13 protein-coding genes are annotated in these 15080 nt (G+C 71.4%); 5 read left to right on the top strand and 8 right to left on the bottom strand.

All coding sequences use genetic code 11. The annotated features are described in order from the left end of the window. Positions 1–139: 139 nt before the first annotated feature. Positions 140–1417: a Glu/Leu/Phe/Val family dehydrogenase gene (locus tag ACQEUU_RS13195; protein ID WP_433064911.1), complete on the bottom strand. Its 1278-nt coding sequence runs from the start codon at positions 1415–1417 to the stop codon at positions 140–142. Positions 1418–1631: 214 nt separating this feature from the next. On the opposite strand from ACQEUU_RS13195, the gene ACQEUU_RS13200 reads away from it, so the two are divergent. After that, positions 1632–3185 (top strand): alkaline phosphatase D family protein, encoded by a 1554-nt coding sequence (locus ACQEUU_RS13200; RefSeq protein WP_433064914.1) that lies wholly within the window; start codon positions 1632–1634, stop codon positions 3183–3185. Between the two features lie 52 nt (positions 3186–3237). Here the strand turns inward: ACQEUU_RS13200 and rocD are convergent, their stop codons facing one another. From rocD to ACQEUU_RS13215, 3 genes are all read right to left on the bottom strand, one after another. Then, positions 3238–4446, bottom strand: coding sequence for an ornithine--oxo-acid transaminase (gene rocD, locus ACQEUU_RS13205; protein WP_433064917.1), 1209 nt, complete (start codon positions 4444–4446; stop codon positions 3238–3240). A gap of 1 nt (position 4447) precedes the next feature. Beyond that, entirely contained in the window at positions 4448–5245 is a 798-nt protein-coding gene (gene ddaH, locus ACQEUU_RS13210; protein ID WP_433064919.1) for a dimethylargininase, read from the bottom strand. Positions 5246–5370: 125 nt separating this feature from the next. Beyond that, complete coding sequence (locus tag ACQEUU_RS13215) at positions 5371–5856, bottom strand: Lrp/AsnC family transcriptional regulator (protein WP_433064922.1); 486 nt, start codon at positions 5854–5856, stop codon at positions 5371–5373. A gap of 91 nt (positions 5857–5947) precedes the next feature. On the opposite strand from ACQEUU_RS13215, the gene ACQEUU_RS13220 reads away from it, so the two are divergent. Beyond that, the gene (locus ACQEUU_RS13220) at positions 5948–8290 is read left to right on the top strand and encodes a GH1 family beta-glucosidase (protein ID WP_433064925.1); all 2343 of its coding nucleotides are present in this window, start codon (positions 5948–5950) and stop codon (positions 8288–8290) included. Positions 8291–8383: 93 nt separating this feature from the next. Here the strand turns inward: ACQEUU_RS13220 and ACQEUU_RS13225 are convergent, their stop codons facing one another. From ACQEUU_RS13225 to ACQEUU_RS13235, 3 genes are all read right to left on the bottom strand, one after another. Beyond that, positions 8384–9790, bottom strand: coding sequence for a glycoside hydrolase family 16 protein (locus ACQEUU_RS13225; protein ID WP_433064928.1), 1407 nt, complete (start codon positions 9788–9790; stop codon positions 8384–8386). Between the two features lie 288 nt (positions 9791–10078). Then, positions 10079–10798: a DUF5941 domain-containing protein gene (locus ACQEUU_RS13230; RefSeq protein WP_433064930.1), complete on the bottom strand. Its 720-nt coding sequence runs from the start codon at positions 10796–10798 to the stop codon at positions 10079–10081. Next, positions 10795–12342 (bottom strand): CDP-alcohol phosphatidyltransferase family protein, encoded by a 1548-nt coding sequence (locus ACQEUU_RS13235; protein WP_433064932.1) that lies wholly within the window; start codon positions 12340–12342, stop codon positions 10795–10797. Before ACQEUU_RS13235 ends, ACQEUU_RS13230 begins: the two co-directional genes overlap by 4 nt. Positions 12343–12491: 149 nt before the next feature. Here ACQEUU_RS13235 and recO point away from each other — a divergent pair, with 149 nt between their 5' ends. Genes recO through ACQEUU_RS13250 form a run of 3 tightly spaced genes read left to right on the top strand, consistent with a single transcriptional unit; the run spans position 12492 to position 14512 of the window. Beyond that, positions 12492–13226 carry a DNA repair protein RecO gene (gene recO, locus ACQEUU_RS13240; protein ID WP_433064935.1) on the top strand — a complete coding sequence of 245 codons (735 nt, stop codon included), beginning with the start codon at positions 12492–12494 and terminating at the stop codon, positions 13224–13226. Beyond that, on the top strand, positions 13223–13996 hold the full coding sequence (locus ACQEUU_RS13245; RefSeq protein ID WP_433064938.1) for an isoprenyl transferase: 774 nt from the start codon (positions 13223–13225) through the stop codon (positions 13994–13996). The genes recO and ACQEUU_RS13245 overlap by 4 nt, the downstream gene beginning before the upstream one ends. Before the next feature lie 30 nt (positions 13997–14026). Further along, complete coding sequence (locus ACQEUU_RS13250; protein WP_433064941.1) at positions 14027–14512, top strand: potassium channel family protein; 486 nt, start codon at positions 14027–14029, stop codon at positions 14510–14512. Here ACQEUU_RS13250 and ACQEUU_RS13255 read toward each other — a convergent pair. Then, complete coding sequence (locus ACQEUU_RS13255) at positions 14488–15036, bottom strand: CGNR zinc finger domain-containing protein (RefSeq protein WP_270155923.1); 549 nt, start codon at positions 15034–15036, stop codon at positions 14488–14490. The genes ACQEUU_RS13250 and ACQEUU_RS13255 overlap by 25 nt on opposite strands. Positions 15037–15080: the final 44 nt, after the last annotated feature.

Below are 15080 nucleotides of genomic sequence, written 5' to 3' on the forward strand. Positions count from 1 at the left end.
CTTCTAGCAGGAAACGATCAGCGCTCTGATCTGCGACATCATTGTTTACCCAACCTGGGTACTGTTCATTCGCCCGGCAGGCCGGCGGCCACCTCCACCGGTGGTGCGAGGAGGTGGCCGCGGGCCCCCTACGCCTGCTCTACGGGTAGAGGCCGCGCATGCGGTGGGCCTCGGCGACGCGGCCGACGCCGATGACGTGCGCCGCTTCGCGCAGGGTGAGGTCGCGTTCGGCGGCCACGGACTTGACCTCGCCGAACGCGCTCTCCATCAGGTCGCGCAGCTTGCGCTCGATCTGGCTCTCGGTCCAGGAGCAGGCCTGGATGTTCTGCACCCACTCCAGGTACGACACGATCACGCCGCCGGCGTTGGCCAGGATGTCGGGCACCACCAGTGTGCCGTTCGCGCCCAGGATGCGGTCGGCCTCCGGCGTGGTGGGGCCGTTGGCCCCCTCCACGATCATCCGGGCGCGCACCCGCGGCGCGTTCGCCTCGGTGATGGCGCCCTCCAGGGCGGCCGGGACCAGCAGGTCGACGTCCAGCTCCAGCAGCTCGTCCAGGCCGAGCGCGTCGGCGTGGCGGTAACCGCGCACCTGGCCGGTCTCGGCGACGTGGGCCCGCAGCGCGGGGACGTCGAGCCCGCCCGGCGCGTACACGGCCCCGGTCACGTCGGAGACCGCGACGACCTTGCAGCCGGCGTCGGCGAGGTACTGCGCGGCTCCGGCGCCCACCTTGCCGAAGCCCTGCACGGCGGCCGTGACGCCCTCCGGCGAGCGGCCGAGCGCGCACAGGGCGGCGATCTGCACGCCGCGCGAGGTGGCGCCGGCCCGGCCGAGCGAGCCGCCGAGCGGCATCGGCTTGCCGGTGACCACGCCGGGCACCGCGTATCCGGCGTTCACGCTGTAGGTGTCCATGATCCAGGCCATGGTCTGCTCGTCGGTGCCGACGTCGGGGGCCGGGATGTCCTTCTCCGGGCCGATCAGCGGCAGGATCTCGTTGACGTAGCGGCGGGTGAGCCGTTCCAGCTCGTTGGTGGTGTAGCGGGCCGGGTCCACGGCCACGCCGCCCTTGGCGCCGCCGTACGGGATGCCGACCAGCGCGCACTTCCACGTCATCCACATGGCGAGCGCGGTGACCTCGTGGATGTCGATGGCCGGATGGAAGCGGATGCCGCCCTTGGCGGGACCGCGCGAGACATTGTGCTGGACCCGGTAGCCTTGAACGACGTCCATGCCGCCGTCCTCGCGGCGGACGGGCACCGCGACGGTCAGCGACCGGCGCGGCGTGGCGAGCATGGTGCGGAGCCCGTCGTCGAGCCCCAGCCGCTCGGCCGCGCCGTCAAGCTGGAAGAGAGCGGATGCGAGGGCCTCGCGGCCCGCGGTGATCTGTGCCGGCGTCGTTGACGGCACCATGACACTCATGGAGAGCTTCCTCCTGTTACGTACGCCATATATGGGGTAAAGGCGCCGTTGCCTTTAACCGTTTTGGGCGTTCTTGTACGGATTATCATAGGGTGAGGGAATAGATAATGTGTGATCCCCGTAAGATCCAAGCTGCTGATCCAGATGCCTGGAAGGTGCCACTCTGGCAGGCTTGTGGCCCGGAGTGTGCCGAACTGTCGAAGCGGAGGGTGTAATGCCCGCACTGGTGGTCGGGCCGATGTTGCGTTACGTCGATTCTGCCAGCGCCTCGATCTTCGTGGAGACCGATGAGCCGTGCACGGTCGCCGTCGAGGCATCCGGCAGGTCTTTCGAGTCGGCGACCTTCACGGTGCACGGCCATCATTACGCGATCGTCGACATGACAGAGCTTTCCCAGAATGTCGACTCCTATGCCGTCACCCTCGACGGCGCGCGGGTCTGGCCGCTGGAAGGCCGTCCGCCCAGCCGGATCCGGCTCATCCCGCCCGAGGGCCCCTCGCGCCTGCTGTTCGGCTCCTGCCGCACGACCGCGCCGCACGAGACCGCGAGCGTCCTCATCCACGGCTACGACGTGCTGCGCTCCTACGGCTGCCATCTGGCCGAGGCCGGCGAGGAGGAGTGGCCGGACCTGCTGCTGCTCCTCGGCGACCAGGTCTACGCCGACAGCCCTTCGGCCGAGATGTTGCAGTTCATCCGCGAGCGCCGCGACACCGAGCCGAAGAACGAGATCGCCGACTTCGAGGAGTACGCCGAGCTCTACCGCAGGGCCTGGACCGACCCGGACATCCAGTGGCTGCTGTCCACCGTCTCCAGCGCGATGATCTTCGACGACCACGATCTGCGCGACGACTGGAACACCTCGCAGACCTGGCGCCGGCAGATGGCGGAGACCGGCTGGTGGAGCCGCAGGGTGATCGCCGGGCTCGGCGCCTACTGGATCTACCAGCACCTGGGCAACCTGTCCCCGCAGGAGCGGGCCGCCGACCCCCTCCTGAGCAAGCTGGTCGACGGCGGCGACGGCGCGGCCGAGCTCGACGCCTTCGCCGCGCAGGCCGACGCCGAGCCGAGCAGCAACCGGTGGAGCTACTCCCGCGACCTCGGCCATGCCCGGCTCATCATGATCGACACCAGGTGTGCCAGGCAGCTGACGCCGGGCGACCGGCGCATGCTCGACCCCCTCGAATGGGCCTGGCTGGAGGAGGAGGTCGCCAAGCCCGCCGAGCGCCTGATCATCGGCTCGTCGATCCCGTTCCTGCTCCCCGAGGGCGTGCACGGCGTGCAGAACTGGAACGAGGCCCTGTGCGACGGCGCCTGGGGCCCGACCGTGGCCCGCATGTCCGAGACCTTCCGCCAGGCCGTCGACCTGGAGCACTGGGCGGCCTTCCGGCGCTCGTTCGAGGACCTGTCCAAGCTGCTCGCCGAGCTGGACAAGCCGGTGCTGATCCTCTCCGGCGACGTCCACTACTCCTACGTCGCCAAGGCCCGCACCAGCCCGATCTACCAGATCGTCTGCTCGCCCATCCGCAACCCGCTCAGCCGCCTGCTGCGCTGGGCCAACGTGTTCACCCAGTTCGGCATCGCCACGCTGATCGGCGGCCTGCTGGCCCGCTCGGCCAGGCTGCCCAGGCCGCCCTTCCGCTGGAAGATCATCAAGGGTCCGTGGTTCCAGAACGCGATGGCCGCCCTCACCTTCCCCGGCGCCGAGGCCACCTGGTACGAGTCCACGGGCGACGACGTGAGGAAGGTCGACACCGTACGGCTCCAATGACAGCGGGCGCGGCGTCCCCGGCTCACCGGCCGGGCACGCCGGCGCCCACGGGTCAGCGCAGGGAGCCGATCGTCTCGGCGAGCCGGTCGAGGGCCCAGTGGAGGTCCTCCTCGGAGATGACGATCGGCGGCGCCAGCCGGATCGTCGACCCGTGCGTGTCCTTGGCCAGCACGCCCCGCGCCATCAGCGCCTCCGACACCTGCCGGCCGCCGGCCAGCGACGGGTCGACGTCGACACCGGCCCACAGGCCGCGTCCGCGCACCGTCACCACGCCGTGGCCGACCAGCTCGCGCAGCCGCGCGTGCATGATCACGCCCAGCTCGGCGGCCCTGGCCTGGAACTCGCCGGTCCTGAGGATCTCCACGACCGCGTTGCCGACCGCGCAGGCGAGCGGGTTGCCGCCGAACGTGGACCCGTGCTGTCCCGGCCTGACCACTCCCAGCACGTCCCGGTTGGCCGCGACCGCCGACACCGGCACCACGCCGCCGCCGAGCGCCTTGCCCAGCACGTACATGTCGGGCACCACGCCCTCGTGGTCGCAGGCGAACGTCTCGCCGGTGCGGCCCAGCCCCGACTGGATCTCGTCGGCGATCATCAGCACGTTCTGCTCGGTGCAGATCTCGCGCACCTGGGTGAGGTAGCCGTCCGGCGGCACCAGCACCCCGGCCTCGCCCTGGATGGGCTCGACCAGCACCGCGACCGTGTTGTCGTCGATGGCCGAGCGGACCGCGTCGGCGGAGCCGTACTTCACCACGGTGAAGCCCGGGGTGTAGGGGCCGTAGTCGGCGCGGGCGTCGGGGTCGGTGGAGAAGCTGATGATCGTGGTGGTGCGGCCGTGGAAGTTGTCCTCCATCACCACGATGTTGGCCTTGTCGCGTTCGACGCCCTTGACCAGGTAGCCCCACTTGCGGGCGACCTTGATGGCGGTCTCCACGGCCTCGGCGCCGGTGTTCATCGGCAGGATCATGTCCTTGCCGGTCAGGTCGCCCAGTCCTGCACAGAACCGGGCGAACTGGTCATGGTAGAAGGCCCGGCTGGTCAGCGTCAGCTGCCTCAGCTGCTCCTGCGCCGCCGCGAGGATCTTCTCGTTGCCGTGGCCGAAGTTGAGCGAGGAGTAGCCGGACAGGAAGTCCAGGTAGCGCCTGCCCTCGACGTCGGTGACCCAGGCGCCGTGCGCCTCGTGGAGCACCACGGGCAGCGGATGGTAGTTGTGGGCGCTGCGGAGTTCGCTTGTCTCGATCAGCTCTGCGCTGGTGGTCATGTCAGTTCTCCCCCCTGATCTCGAGTGTGCAGCACTTGGGGCCGCCACCCGCCTTGCGCAGTTCCGACAGGTCGACCGGAACCACCTCGTACCCTCGCCTCTTGAGCTCAAGCTGAAGGTCGCCCGCCTCGGCGTTGATCACCACGTTGACGCCGTCGCTGACCGCGTTGAGCCCGAGCACCGCGGCGTCGTCCCCGGTGGCGAGCACCGCGTCGGGGAACAGCCGCCCCAGCACCTCGCGGCTGCCCGCCGAGAACGCGTCGGGGTAGTAGGCGACGTTGCGTCCGTCGAGCGGGAACAGCGCGGTGTCGAGGTGGTAGAAGCGCGGGTCCACCAGCCGCAGCGAGACCACCGGGCGGCCCAGGAACTCCTGTGCCTCGTGATGGGCCCCCACCCGGGTACGGAAGCCGGTGCCGGCCAGGATCAGCTCGTCCATGGCGAGGAAGTCGCCCTCACCCTCGTTGACGTGCTCGGGCGCCAGCGTGGGGTAGCCGCGCTCGGCGAACCAGCGCAGGTAGGCCGGCCCCTCCGCGGCCCGCTGCGGGAACGCGAAGCGGGCGCCGTACACGCGGCCGCCCACGACCAGCGCGCCGTTGGCCGCGAACACCATGTCGGGCAGGCCCACGACCGGCTCGATCAGGCTCACCTCGTGGCCGAGGCTCTCGTACGCCGCTTTGAGGCTCTCCCACTGCCGCATCGCCACGGCGCGGTCGGCGCCCGCCGCGGGATCCATCCACGGATTGATCGCGTACTCGACCGCGAAGTGCTCCGGCGGGCACATGAGAAAGCGTTTGGGCATGCACGACTCCGTCGTCTTCGAGCAGGGGATTTCCCCATGTCAGGGGACGAGGCACAGCCTAGGAACGCCCTGCGCGCAGCCGGAAGGGGGTGGGGTTGCGTGGACGCGCGGATTCGTTGCGAGTATCAGCCCGGGACAGGCGATCCGTTGCGCGGCTCCGGCAGATTGGCGCCGGGCGGGCTGTCGACCAGTCTCGACAGCACGATCGCGCTCTTCGTCCGCACCACGAACGGCTCCGCGGCGATGCGCTCGATCACCCGCTCCACGTGCCGCACGTCGGTCGCCCTGATGTGCAGCAGCGCGTCCGCCTCGCCGGTGATCGTCGCCGCTCCCACCACCTCCGGATGGCGGGCCACGGCCAGCGCGATGTCGGACGGCTTCGTCTTGCCCTGGCAGAACAGCTCGACGTACGCCTCGGTCGTCCAGCCCAGCGCGGCCGGCGCGACCATGGCGCTGAACCCGGTGATCGCGCCGCTCTCGCGCAGCCGGTCGACCCGGCGCTTCACCGCCGACGCGCTCAGGCCGACGTCATGCCCGATCTCGGCGTAGGTCGCCCGGGCGTCGTCGACGAGCGCGGCGATGATGTCACGATCCAGCCGGTCCAGTTCCACGGGCTCTGTATACCGCCTGGGCCGTGTGGCGCGCGACGATCTATCGGGGCAGACTGGCCACTTCAGCCAGGCACGGGGAGTTGGACGAGTGATGAGCAGAGGGACGTTCCCTGACGGGTTCGTGTGGGGTGTGTCGACGTCCGCGTACCAGATCGAGGGCGCGCACGCGGAGGACGGCCGGGGGCCGTCCATCTGGGACGCCTTCTCCGACGCGCAGGACGCCTGCGACCACTACCACCGCTACCCCGGCGACGTGCGCCTGATGAAGGACCTCGGCGTGAGCGCCTACCGGTTCTCGGTCAGCTGGCCGCGGGTGCTGCCCACGGGCTCCGGCCAGGTCAACGCGGCCGGGCTCGACTTCTACGAGCGGCTGGTCGACGAGCTGCTCGCGGCCGGCATCACCCCGTACGCGACCCTCTACCACTGGGACCTGCCGCAGGCGCTGGAGGACGAGGGCGGCTGGCCGGAGCGCGACACCGCGCTCCGCTTCGCCGACTACGCCAGGACCGTGCACGGGAGGCTGGGAGACCGGGTGCACACCTGGTTCACGCTGAACGAGCCGTGGGTGGCCGCGTTCCTCGGCTACGGCTCCGGGGTGCACGCGCCCGGCCGGCGGTCGCCCGCCGACGCCTTCCGCGCCGCCCACCACATGCTGCTCGGGCACGGCCTGGCCGCCTCGGCGCTGCGCTCGGCCGGCGCGGCCAGGGTCGGCGCCGTGCTCAACTTCGCGCCCGTGATGACCCCCGGCCAGGTCACCGACCCGGGCCGGCAGCTGTCGCAGGAGGACGCCGACGCGGTCGCCAGGATCGACGACCTGGTCCACGGGCAGTTCCTGGAGCCCATGCTGCGCGGCCGCTACCCCGAGCGGCTGCTCAAGGTCGTGGAGTCCGCCGCCGGGCTCGGCCACGTCCGCGACGGCGACCTGGCCGCCATCGCCCAGCCGCTCGACCTGCTCGGCGTCAACTACTACGCGCCCAGCGTGGTGCGCGCCCAGCCGGGCCAGCTCGCCGACCCGGCCTACCCGGGCAGCGACGGCGTGCTGTTCTGCACCGTGCCGACCGCGGTGACCGCGATGGGCTGGCCCATCGTGCCCGGCGCGCTCACCGTGCTGCTGCGCCGCCTGGCCCGCGAGTACCCGGACCAGGAGCTGATGATCACCGAGAACGGGGCCGACTTCGTCGACACCGTGACCGGCGACGGCATCCACGACGTGGACCGCGTCAGCTTCCTCGAAGAGCACCTGCGGGCCCTGCTCGCGGGCCTCGGCGAGGGCGCCAAGGTCCGCGGCTACCTGCTGTGGTCGCTGCTCGACTGCCACGAGTGGGCCGACGGCTACCAGCGCAAGTTCGGCATCGTGCACGTCGACTTCGCCACCCAGCGGCGGCGGCTGAAGGACAGCGCGCTGTGGTACCGCGACGTGGCGCGCCGCAACGGCCTGGCCGACAGCCGGCCCAGGCGGCCCACGCTGGAGACGGTCGCCGCCCGGGCCAAGGTCTCCCGCGCCACCGTGTCCCGCGTCGTCAACGGCGACGCCGCGGTCAGCCCCGAGGTCCGCGAGAGCGTCCTGCGCGCCGTCAAGGAGCTCGGCTACGTGCCCAACGCGGCCGCCCGCAGCCTCGCCACCCGCCGCACCGACACGGTCGCGCTCGTCCTGTCCATCCCGCGCCGGGACGACGCGCTCACCGCCGCCGTCGTCCAGTACGTCACCAGCGTCCTGGAAGGGGCCGGCAAGCAGATCACGCTCATGCTCGCCGACACCCCCGAGAGCCACCGCCGCATCGCCGGGCACGTCGAGGCCCGGCTGGCCGACGGGGTGGTGCTGCTCCCGACGGACGGGGCCGACCCGCTCGCCGAGCGGCTCGCCCGCACCGACGTGCCGCTCGTCCTGCTCGGCCGCCCCGCGATCAGCTCGCTCGTGCCGTACGTGGACGCCGACAACGCCGGCGGCGCCGCCGCGGCCACCGAGCACCTGCTGCGGCAGGGGAGGCGGCGCATCGGCCTCATCTGCGGCCCCACCCACCTGGTCGCCGTCCAGGACCGCCTGGCCGGGCACCGTGACGCGCTGCGGCGGGCCGGGTTACTGCCGCACGTCGCGCTGGCGGACGACACCGCCGGGTCCGGCGTGGCGGCCCTGGCCCGGCTGCTCGCCGACGAGCGCCGGCTGGACGCCGTCCTCGCGACCTCCGACCACCTGGCGATCGACGCGCTCAGGGGCGCGGCCGAGGCCGGGCGTCGGGTGCCGGACGACCTGGCGGTCGTGGGCTTCGGCGACATCGAGGCGGCCGCGTACACCACGCCCGCGCTGACCACCGTGCGGACGTCCCCGACCGAGCAGGCCATGGCGCTGGCCCGGCTGCTGCTGTCGCGGCTGGAAGGCCGGCACACCACGGCTGTGGTGCTGCCGGCCAGGCTGGTGACGCGCTCCAGCGCCTGACCGGCATCGGCGGCATCGCCGGCATCGGCGGCATGGCGCGGCCGGGCAGGCGCGAGGCCCGTCCTGCGGCAGGACGGGCCTCGGCGGGGGGTTCTAGTTCGTGGAGAAGGTGAACCAGTTGACGTTCACGAAGTCGGCCGGCTGGCCGCTGCTGAACGTCAGGTAGACGGTGTGCTTGCCGGTCGTCGGCGTGATGTTGGCCGGGACCGTCCGCCAGCTCTGCCAGCCGCCGGTGTTCGCCAGCGCGAAGTCGCCGATCGGCGTCGCGGTCGGGCTGCCGAGCCGCACCTGGACGAGCCCGCTCACGCCGGCCGCCGCCCCGGACGCGACCCTGGCCTTGAACTGCCCTGCGGGCGTGGAGCCGAAGTCGACGTTGTCGAAGCGGAGCCAGTCGCCGTTGCCGATGCTGCCGACGTTCTGCCCGCCGCCGGTGTCGGTGGTGGTCTCGGTGATGGTGCCGGACTGGGCGCTGCGGCGCTCGGCCTGGATGGTGGAGCGCGCGTCGAACCCGTCACCGGGCGGGTCGGTCGGCGGGTCGGTCGGCTGGGTGCCGGTGCCGCTCTGCCACACCGCCACGTAGTCGACCAGCATCGGCCGGCCGGGCACGGTGGCGGCGGTCGGCGTGCCGAAACCCGCCACGCCGTTCGGGAAGGCGCCGCCCATGGCCACGTTCAGCAGCAGGAAGTATCCGGCGTGGCCGGTCATGTTGTTCCACGTGGTGGCGTCGAACTGCGACTGGCTCAGGCTGAAGAACTGCTGGCCGTCGACGTACCAGCGCAGCTGGTTGGGGGTGACGCTGCGGTCCCACTCGAAGCGGTAGGTGTGGAAGGAGGACTGGCAGGTCGAGCCGGGGCAGGCGCGGCTGGCGCCCAGGCCCTGGGTCTCGTTGCACGGGCCGCCGGGGTTGACGCCGCAGTGGAGCACGGCCCAGACGCTGTTGAGGCCGTTGACGTTCTCCATGATGTCGAACTCGCCGATGGCCGGCCAGTTCCAGTAGTTGCCCCGGTAGGGGGAGCCGAGCGCCCAGAACGCCGGCCAGTAGCCGAGGGCGGCGTCGCCGGTGACGTTCGGCATCTGGATGCGGCCTTCGATGCGCAGGATGCGCCCGTCGGCGGGCTTGAAGTCGGAGCGCCGGGTCTCGACACGGGCGGAGGTCCACTCGCCGTTGGAGGCGCGCAGCGGGGTGATGCGCAGGTTGCCGGTGCCGTCGAGGCTCAGGTTGGCCGGGTTGGACGTGTAGTTCTGGATCTCACCGGTGCCCCAGTTGGCGGGGCCGCCCGGATAGCCGTGGCCGGTGTCGATGATCCAGTTGTTGGACGAGGGGAGCGAGCCCGACGAGCCGTTGAAGTCGTCGGCCCAGACCAGCGACCAGCCGGCGGGGGTGGCGGGGACGGAGGCGGCGGCGGTGGTGGCGGTCTGGACCAGCAGGCCGCCGAGGACGGCCAGCGCGGCGGCGACCGCCGCGACCCGGCGGCGCGTCCGGGACGGTGGTGAAGTCATCACTGCTCCTGGGGGGAAGGGAGACCGATGGAGAGAGCGCTCTCACGCCGAACGAAAACACACTCCATTACCCGTTGTCAACAATCCGCACCACGAGCGGCACGCGATGGTGAGCGGCCACCGGCCGGAAAGAGAGAGCGCTCTCCGCATCGGAGAAGACGGGCGCCGCCGCGCCTCGGCGATCCGCTCGCGGGCGCGGGCCCGTACGTCAGGAAGGCTTCCCTGGAAGAAGCCAGGGGAACACGAAAGGCGGGGCCAAGGACGGCCCCGCCTTCCACGCGGAAGAAGTCAGGCTTTCTCGGCCTCGCCGGTGGCTTGCTCCAGCGCGTCCTCCGGCGACTGCTCCAGGTCCTGCTCGGCGTCGGCGGCGGACTGCGCCGACGCCTTGTCCAGCCGGACCCAGCTCGTCACGCTCTCGACGGCGAACAGCACGAACAGGTAGGCCGTCAGCACCGCCAGCACCGGCGTGATCAGCCCCAGCGCGGCGCCCGCGCCGATGATGAGCAGCCGCAGCTCCCAGCCGAGCCCGGCGTAGAACACCCAGGCCGGCGGCCAGATGCTCTGGCGGGTGCGGTAGACGGTGTCGTAGGTGTGGTAGCCGACCACGTACACCAGCACGAACAGCAGCCACTTCGGCGCGTCCGCGGCGAGACCGACCACGATCACCGTGAGGAACTCGGCGGCGCGCAGCAGCGGCGGGGTGAGCCAGTCGAAGCGGCCCAGGTGGTCGCGCGGCGCGGTCGGCAGCACCAGGAGCAGCAGGATCAGCGACGGCACCAGCATCGTGAAGCCCGGCCGGATGAGGCCGGTCGCCGAGACGGCGATGACGGCGAGCAGCGCGGCCAGGGTGGCGGGAACCGGCGGCAGCCCCTTGCCGAGCCGGGCGGCCAGCACGTGGACGAGGGGACCGTCGTCGCGGTAGGCGAGCAGGCGGGCGGTCTGGATGCGCCGGCGCTCCTCGTCGGGGTCCGGCGTGGGGGTGGCGGCGGCCTGCGGCTGAGTGATCATGCGAGCGACCTCATGAGGCGTCCGGTGAGTGTGTAAACGGCGGCGACGGTGCCCCAGATCACCAGCGTGAGGAAGGTAATGCGGGCGTCGAAGAGCGCAGCGGTGATCGCGATCGCCGCGAACCGCTCGCCGATGGGAAACACGATCATTTTACGCGCCCAGTGGACCGCGCGGTACTTGCCGGCCTTGCCCCACATCTTGAGCAGGCGGCGGACGCCCCGGCTGGTCTCGACCTTGCGGCGCTCCAGGGCCAGGCGCAGGTCGCGGTCGTCAGGGGCGTCGAGCGGCAGCGTCGGCAGCTTGGCGGGCGGCTTGCGCCGGGTGGAGATGCCGAAGGAGAAGTCGAGCAGGTGACGCACCGACTGCAGGCCGAGGGCCGCCAGCGCGAAGATCCAGATGTCGTCGCCGCCGTTGCCCGCGACGACCCAGCCCACGGCCAGGCCGGCGAAGACCACGTACTCCTTGAACCGGTCGAACGTGGCGTCGAGCCACGCCCCCAGCACCCCGAACTTGCGGGCGTAGCGGGCCACCTGGCCGTCGACGCAGTCGAACACGAAGGCGAAGTAGATGAGCAGCCCGCCGGCGACCATCCAGGGCCGCTGCCCGGTGGCGAAGCAGACGGCGGCGGCCACCCCGAGCGCGATCGAGATGAGGGTCACCTGGTTGGGCGTCAGCCCCCGCCGGGCCGCCCAGCGGGCGATGAACCGGGAGTAGGTGGAGACGAAGTAGGTGGTGAAGAAGCCGTCGGCGCCCTTGACCGCGTTGTTGAGCCGGGCCCGGTCCTCGTCGAAGCCGGACATCTCCACGGCGGCCTCGCGGGCCGCCTCCTGGGAGCCGACGCGGCGGTAGAACAGGTCGCGGCGGCCCCGGATGCCGACCGACACGCCCTTGCGCACCAGGCCGAAGACGACGATCTGGACCAGGTCGTCGTCCGGGCCGAAGGAGGAGGCCATCTCGGCCAGCTCGCGGCAGGTCTCGGCGAGGACCGGAGCGTTGCGCGCGCTCAGGTAGACAGGGCCGAGCAGCGCCGCGTTGGGCCTGGTCACGGCATGGGTGGCGGTGCCGACCGAGATGACCCTGGTCTTGCCGATGCGGGCGCGGACGGGCAGGCCCTCCAGGCGGTTGAGCCCGATCTCGGGCTCGGCCTCCGCGATGGGCACGTATCCGTTGAGCTGCTCGTCCGGCGCGTCGGAGCCCTCGTCCGCCTCCTCGCCCTCCTCGGTCACCGGGCGCGGCTCCTTGGCGACGAGGACCAGCGCGCCGCGCTTGGTCTTGGTGATCTGATAGATCAGCTCGTCGTGGACGACCGAGTTCTCCGGGATGATGAGCAGGGGTTCGGTCGCGGACTCCGCGACCTCCGCAAGGGAGCGCAGGGCGGCGGCCACGTCGCCGGAATCGATCGTGGCGGGCCTCGGATCCATGGACAGGACCTGGCTGCGCAGCCGCTCCGCGACGGTGGGATTGCCGGGGAGTGCGGCGAGCCTCAAGCCGGTCGGAGCGGTGTCGGGGCCGGGCGAGGAGCCCAGCAGGACCACGCGGGTCATGACTACCTTTCGAGGCGGTGACGGGGGTTGGAACAACGGCCAATCTGGATCAGGCGTCAAAGTCTAGTGACGGTTGCGGAAAGTCGCGTCACACCACCTTGAGTGGAAGACGAAGTGTCGTCATCTTGATACGGCCATAGGATGGCCGGGTGAGTCTCTACCGTGACGAGGGCGTGGTGTTGCGCACGCAGAAGCTCGGCGAGGCCGATCGCATCGTCACGGTCCTGGCCAGGCGCACCGGCAAGGTCCGGGCGGTCGCCAAGGGCGTGCGCCGCACGACCTCGCGCTTCGGCGCCAGGCTGGAGCCGTTCACCCACGTGGACCTGCAGCTCCACACCGGCCGCACGCTCGACGTGGTCACCCAGGCGGAGACGATCAGGCCGTACGGGGAGGCGCTGGCGAGCGACTACCCGCGCTACACCGCGGGCTCGGCGATGCTGGAGACCGCCGACCGGCTGACCCACGGCGAGAAGGAGCCGGCGCTGCGGCAGTTCCTGCTGCTGGTGGGCGGGCTGCGCACGCTCGCCGAGGGCGGACACGAGCCCCGCCTGGTGCTCGACGCCTACTTCCTGCGCTCCCTGGCCGTCGCCGGCTACGCGCCCGCGCTGGAGGCGTGCGCCAAGTGCCGCGCGCCCGCGATCCGGGCGTTCGCCATCGTGGCGGGCGGCGTGGTGTGCGGGGCGTGCCGGCCCGCCGGCGCGGCGGTGCCCGCGGGGGAGACGATCGGCCTGATGACGGCGCTGCTGCGCGGCGACTGGGCGACGGCCGACGCCTCGGAGTCCCGCCACCGCAGCGAGTGCAGCGGCCTGGTCGCCGCCTATCTGCAATGGCACCTCGAACACGGGATACGCTCGCTGCGCCACGTAGAAAGGGAGCCCGTGTGAACGTCCGTCCGCCGACCCCTCACCCGTCAGGCGCGACCCCGCCGCCGATCCCGGGCGAGCTGGTGCCCCGCCACGTGGCCATCGTCATGGACGGCAACGGCCGGTGGGCCAAGGCCCGCGGGCTGCCCCGCACCGAAGGCCACAAGGCGGGCGAGTCCTCGCTGTTCGACGTCATCGAGGGCGCTCTGGAGCTGGGCATCCCCTACCTGAGCGCCTACGCGTTCTCGACGGAGAACTGGAAGCGCTCGCCCGACGAGGTGCGCTTCCTCATGGGCTTCAACCGCGACGTGATCCGCCGCAGGCGCGACGAGCTGCACGCGATGGGGGTGCGGGTGCGCTGGGCGGGCCGGCCGGGCCGGCTGTGGAAGAGCGTCATCGACGAGCTGCGCTCCGCCGAGGAGATGACCCGCGCCAACGGCAGGCTGACGTTGCAGTTCTGCGTCAACTACGGCGGCCAGGCCGAGATCGTCGACGCCGCGCTCAAGCTGGCCGAGGACCTCCGGACGGGCCGGGTCAAGGCGTCGAAGGTCAACGAGAAGGTCTTCGCCCGCTATCTCGACGAGCCCGACATCCCGCCGGTCGACCTGTTCGTGCGCTCGTCGGGCGAGCAGCGCTTCTCCAACTTCCTGTTGTGGCAGTCGGCCTACGCCGAGATGGTGTTCCTCGACCGGCTCTGGCCCGACTTCGACCGCAGGGATCTGTGGGACGCGTGCGAGATCTACGCCAAGCGCGACAGGCGCTACGGCGGAGCCCTGCCCAACCCGGTCTAACCCGCCCCTGAGCTGGGCACTCTTTCCCGCATGCGGCGACTGGCCTGGCAGACCGTCCTGATCCTCGGGGCCTACTACGCGGTGCCCGTGCAACCCGACCCGCGCCTGTGGGTGCAGGTGCTGCGGACGGTCGCGGTGCTCGCCGGGATCGCGCTGGTGGGGTGGAGCGTGGTCAGGGAGGTCAGGCGCGAGTCGGCGGGCGACCAGGGCGGGATCACCACGGCCCGCCTGGCGCTGGTCACCGTGCTGGGCGTGGTGCTGTTCGCGCTGGCCGACTACTGGGTGGCCATCTGGCGGGAGGACGAGTTCGTCGGCCTGGGGACCAGGACCGACGCGCTCTACTTCGCGGTCTCCACGCTGGTGACGGTCGGCTTCGGCGACGTGCACGCGCAGGGGCAGGTGGCCAGGGTGCTGGTGCTGGTGCAGATGGTGTTCAACGTGATCGTGGTGGCCACCGCCGCGACCCTGCTGGCGGGCAGGTTCAAGGGTGGTCAGGCCCGGCGGCGGGCGCGGTAGGCGGCCACGTGCATGCGGTTGCCGCAGGTGCGGCTGTCGCAGTAGACGCGGCTGCGGTTGCGCGACTCGTCGACGAACACGTGGTCGCAGTCGGGGGCCGCGCAGGTGCGCAGCCGCTCCCACTCGCCCTCCACCAGCAGGTGGGCCAGGGCCACGCCGCAGTCGGCGGCCAGGTGCTCGGCGAGCGTGGCGTCGGGGGCGAAGTAGTGGACGTGCAGGGGGTGGCCGTCGTGCTCGGTCAGCCGTGGCGTTATGCGCGTCTCGGAGAGCAGCCCGTTGAGGAGGCGCACCGCCGTCGGCTGGTCGGCCGCGGTGAAGACGCGGTAGAACGCCTCCCGCACCATCCGCACCTGGCCGAGGTCGCGTGCCGTGAGCCCGCCCAGACCGCTGACTTCCCGTGCCTCGACGAAGGATTGCAGCTCGGGCAGACTGGAGAGCCGGTCTTCACCGCCGGTGGAGGGGGAGGTGTTGACGAGGTCGACAACGGTGCCCAGGGAATGCTGCATGTCATGGCCAAACGGCATGTTGACTCCTGTCGGGGCCGGTTCTAGCGTGGTCGCAGCGTATC

Source organism: Nonomuraea sp. CA-218870, from assembly GCF_050936535.1.
GTDB lineage: Bacteria > Actinomycetota > Actinomycetes > Streptosporangiales > Streptosporangiaceae > Nonomuraea > Nonomuraea corallina.

Excerpts from the sequence above, each read along its gene's own strand:
- ACQEUU_RS13200 (WP_433064914.1), top strand. The coding sequence starts at position 1,632 with ATGCCCGCACTGGTGGTCGGGCCGATGTTGCGTTACGTCGATTCTGCC.
- ACQEUU_RS13235 (WP_433064932.1), bottom strand. The coding sequence starts at position 12,342 with ATGACCCGCGTGGTCCTGCTGGGCTCCTCGCCCGGCCCCGACACCGCT.
- ACQEUU_RS13230 (WP_433064930.1), bottom strand. The coding sequence starts at position 10,798 with ATGATCACTCAGCCGCAGGCCGCCGCCACCCCCACGCCGGACCCCGAC.
- ACQEUU_RS13250 (WP_433064941.1), top strand. The coding sequence starts at position 14,027 with ATGCGGCGACTGGCCTGGCAGACCGTCCTGATCCTCGGGGCCTACTAC.
- rocD (WP_433064917.1), bottom strand. The coding sequence starts at position 4,446 with ATGACCACCAGCGCAGAGCTGATCGAGACAAGCGAACTCCGCAGCGCC.
- ACQEUU_RS13225 (WP_433064928.1), bottom strand. The coding sequence starts at position 9,790 with ATGACTTCACCACCGTCCCGGACGCGCCGCCGGGTCGCGGCGGTCGCC.
- ACQEUU_RS13255 (WP_270155923.1), bottom strand. The coding sequence starts at position 15,036 with ATGCCGTTTGGCCATGACATGCAGCATTCCCTGGGCACCGTTGTCGAC.
- ACQEUU_RS13195 (WP_433064911.1), bottom strand. The coding sequence starts at position 1,417 with ATGAGTGTCATGGTGCCGTCAACGACGCCGGCACAGATCACCGCGGGC.
- ACQEUU_RS13220 (WP_433064925.1), top strand. The coding sequence starts at position 5,948 with ATGAGCAGAGGGACGTTCCCTGACGGGTTCGTGTGGGGTGTGTCGACG.
- ddaH (WP_433064919.1), bottom strand. The coding sequence starts at position 5,245 with ATGCCCAAACGCTTTCTCATGTGCCCGCCGGAGCACTTCGCGGTCGAG.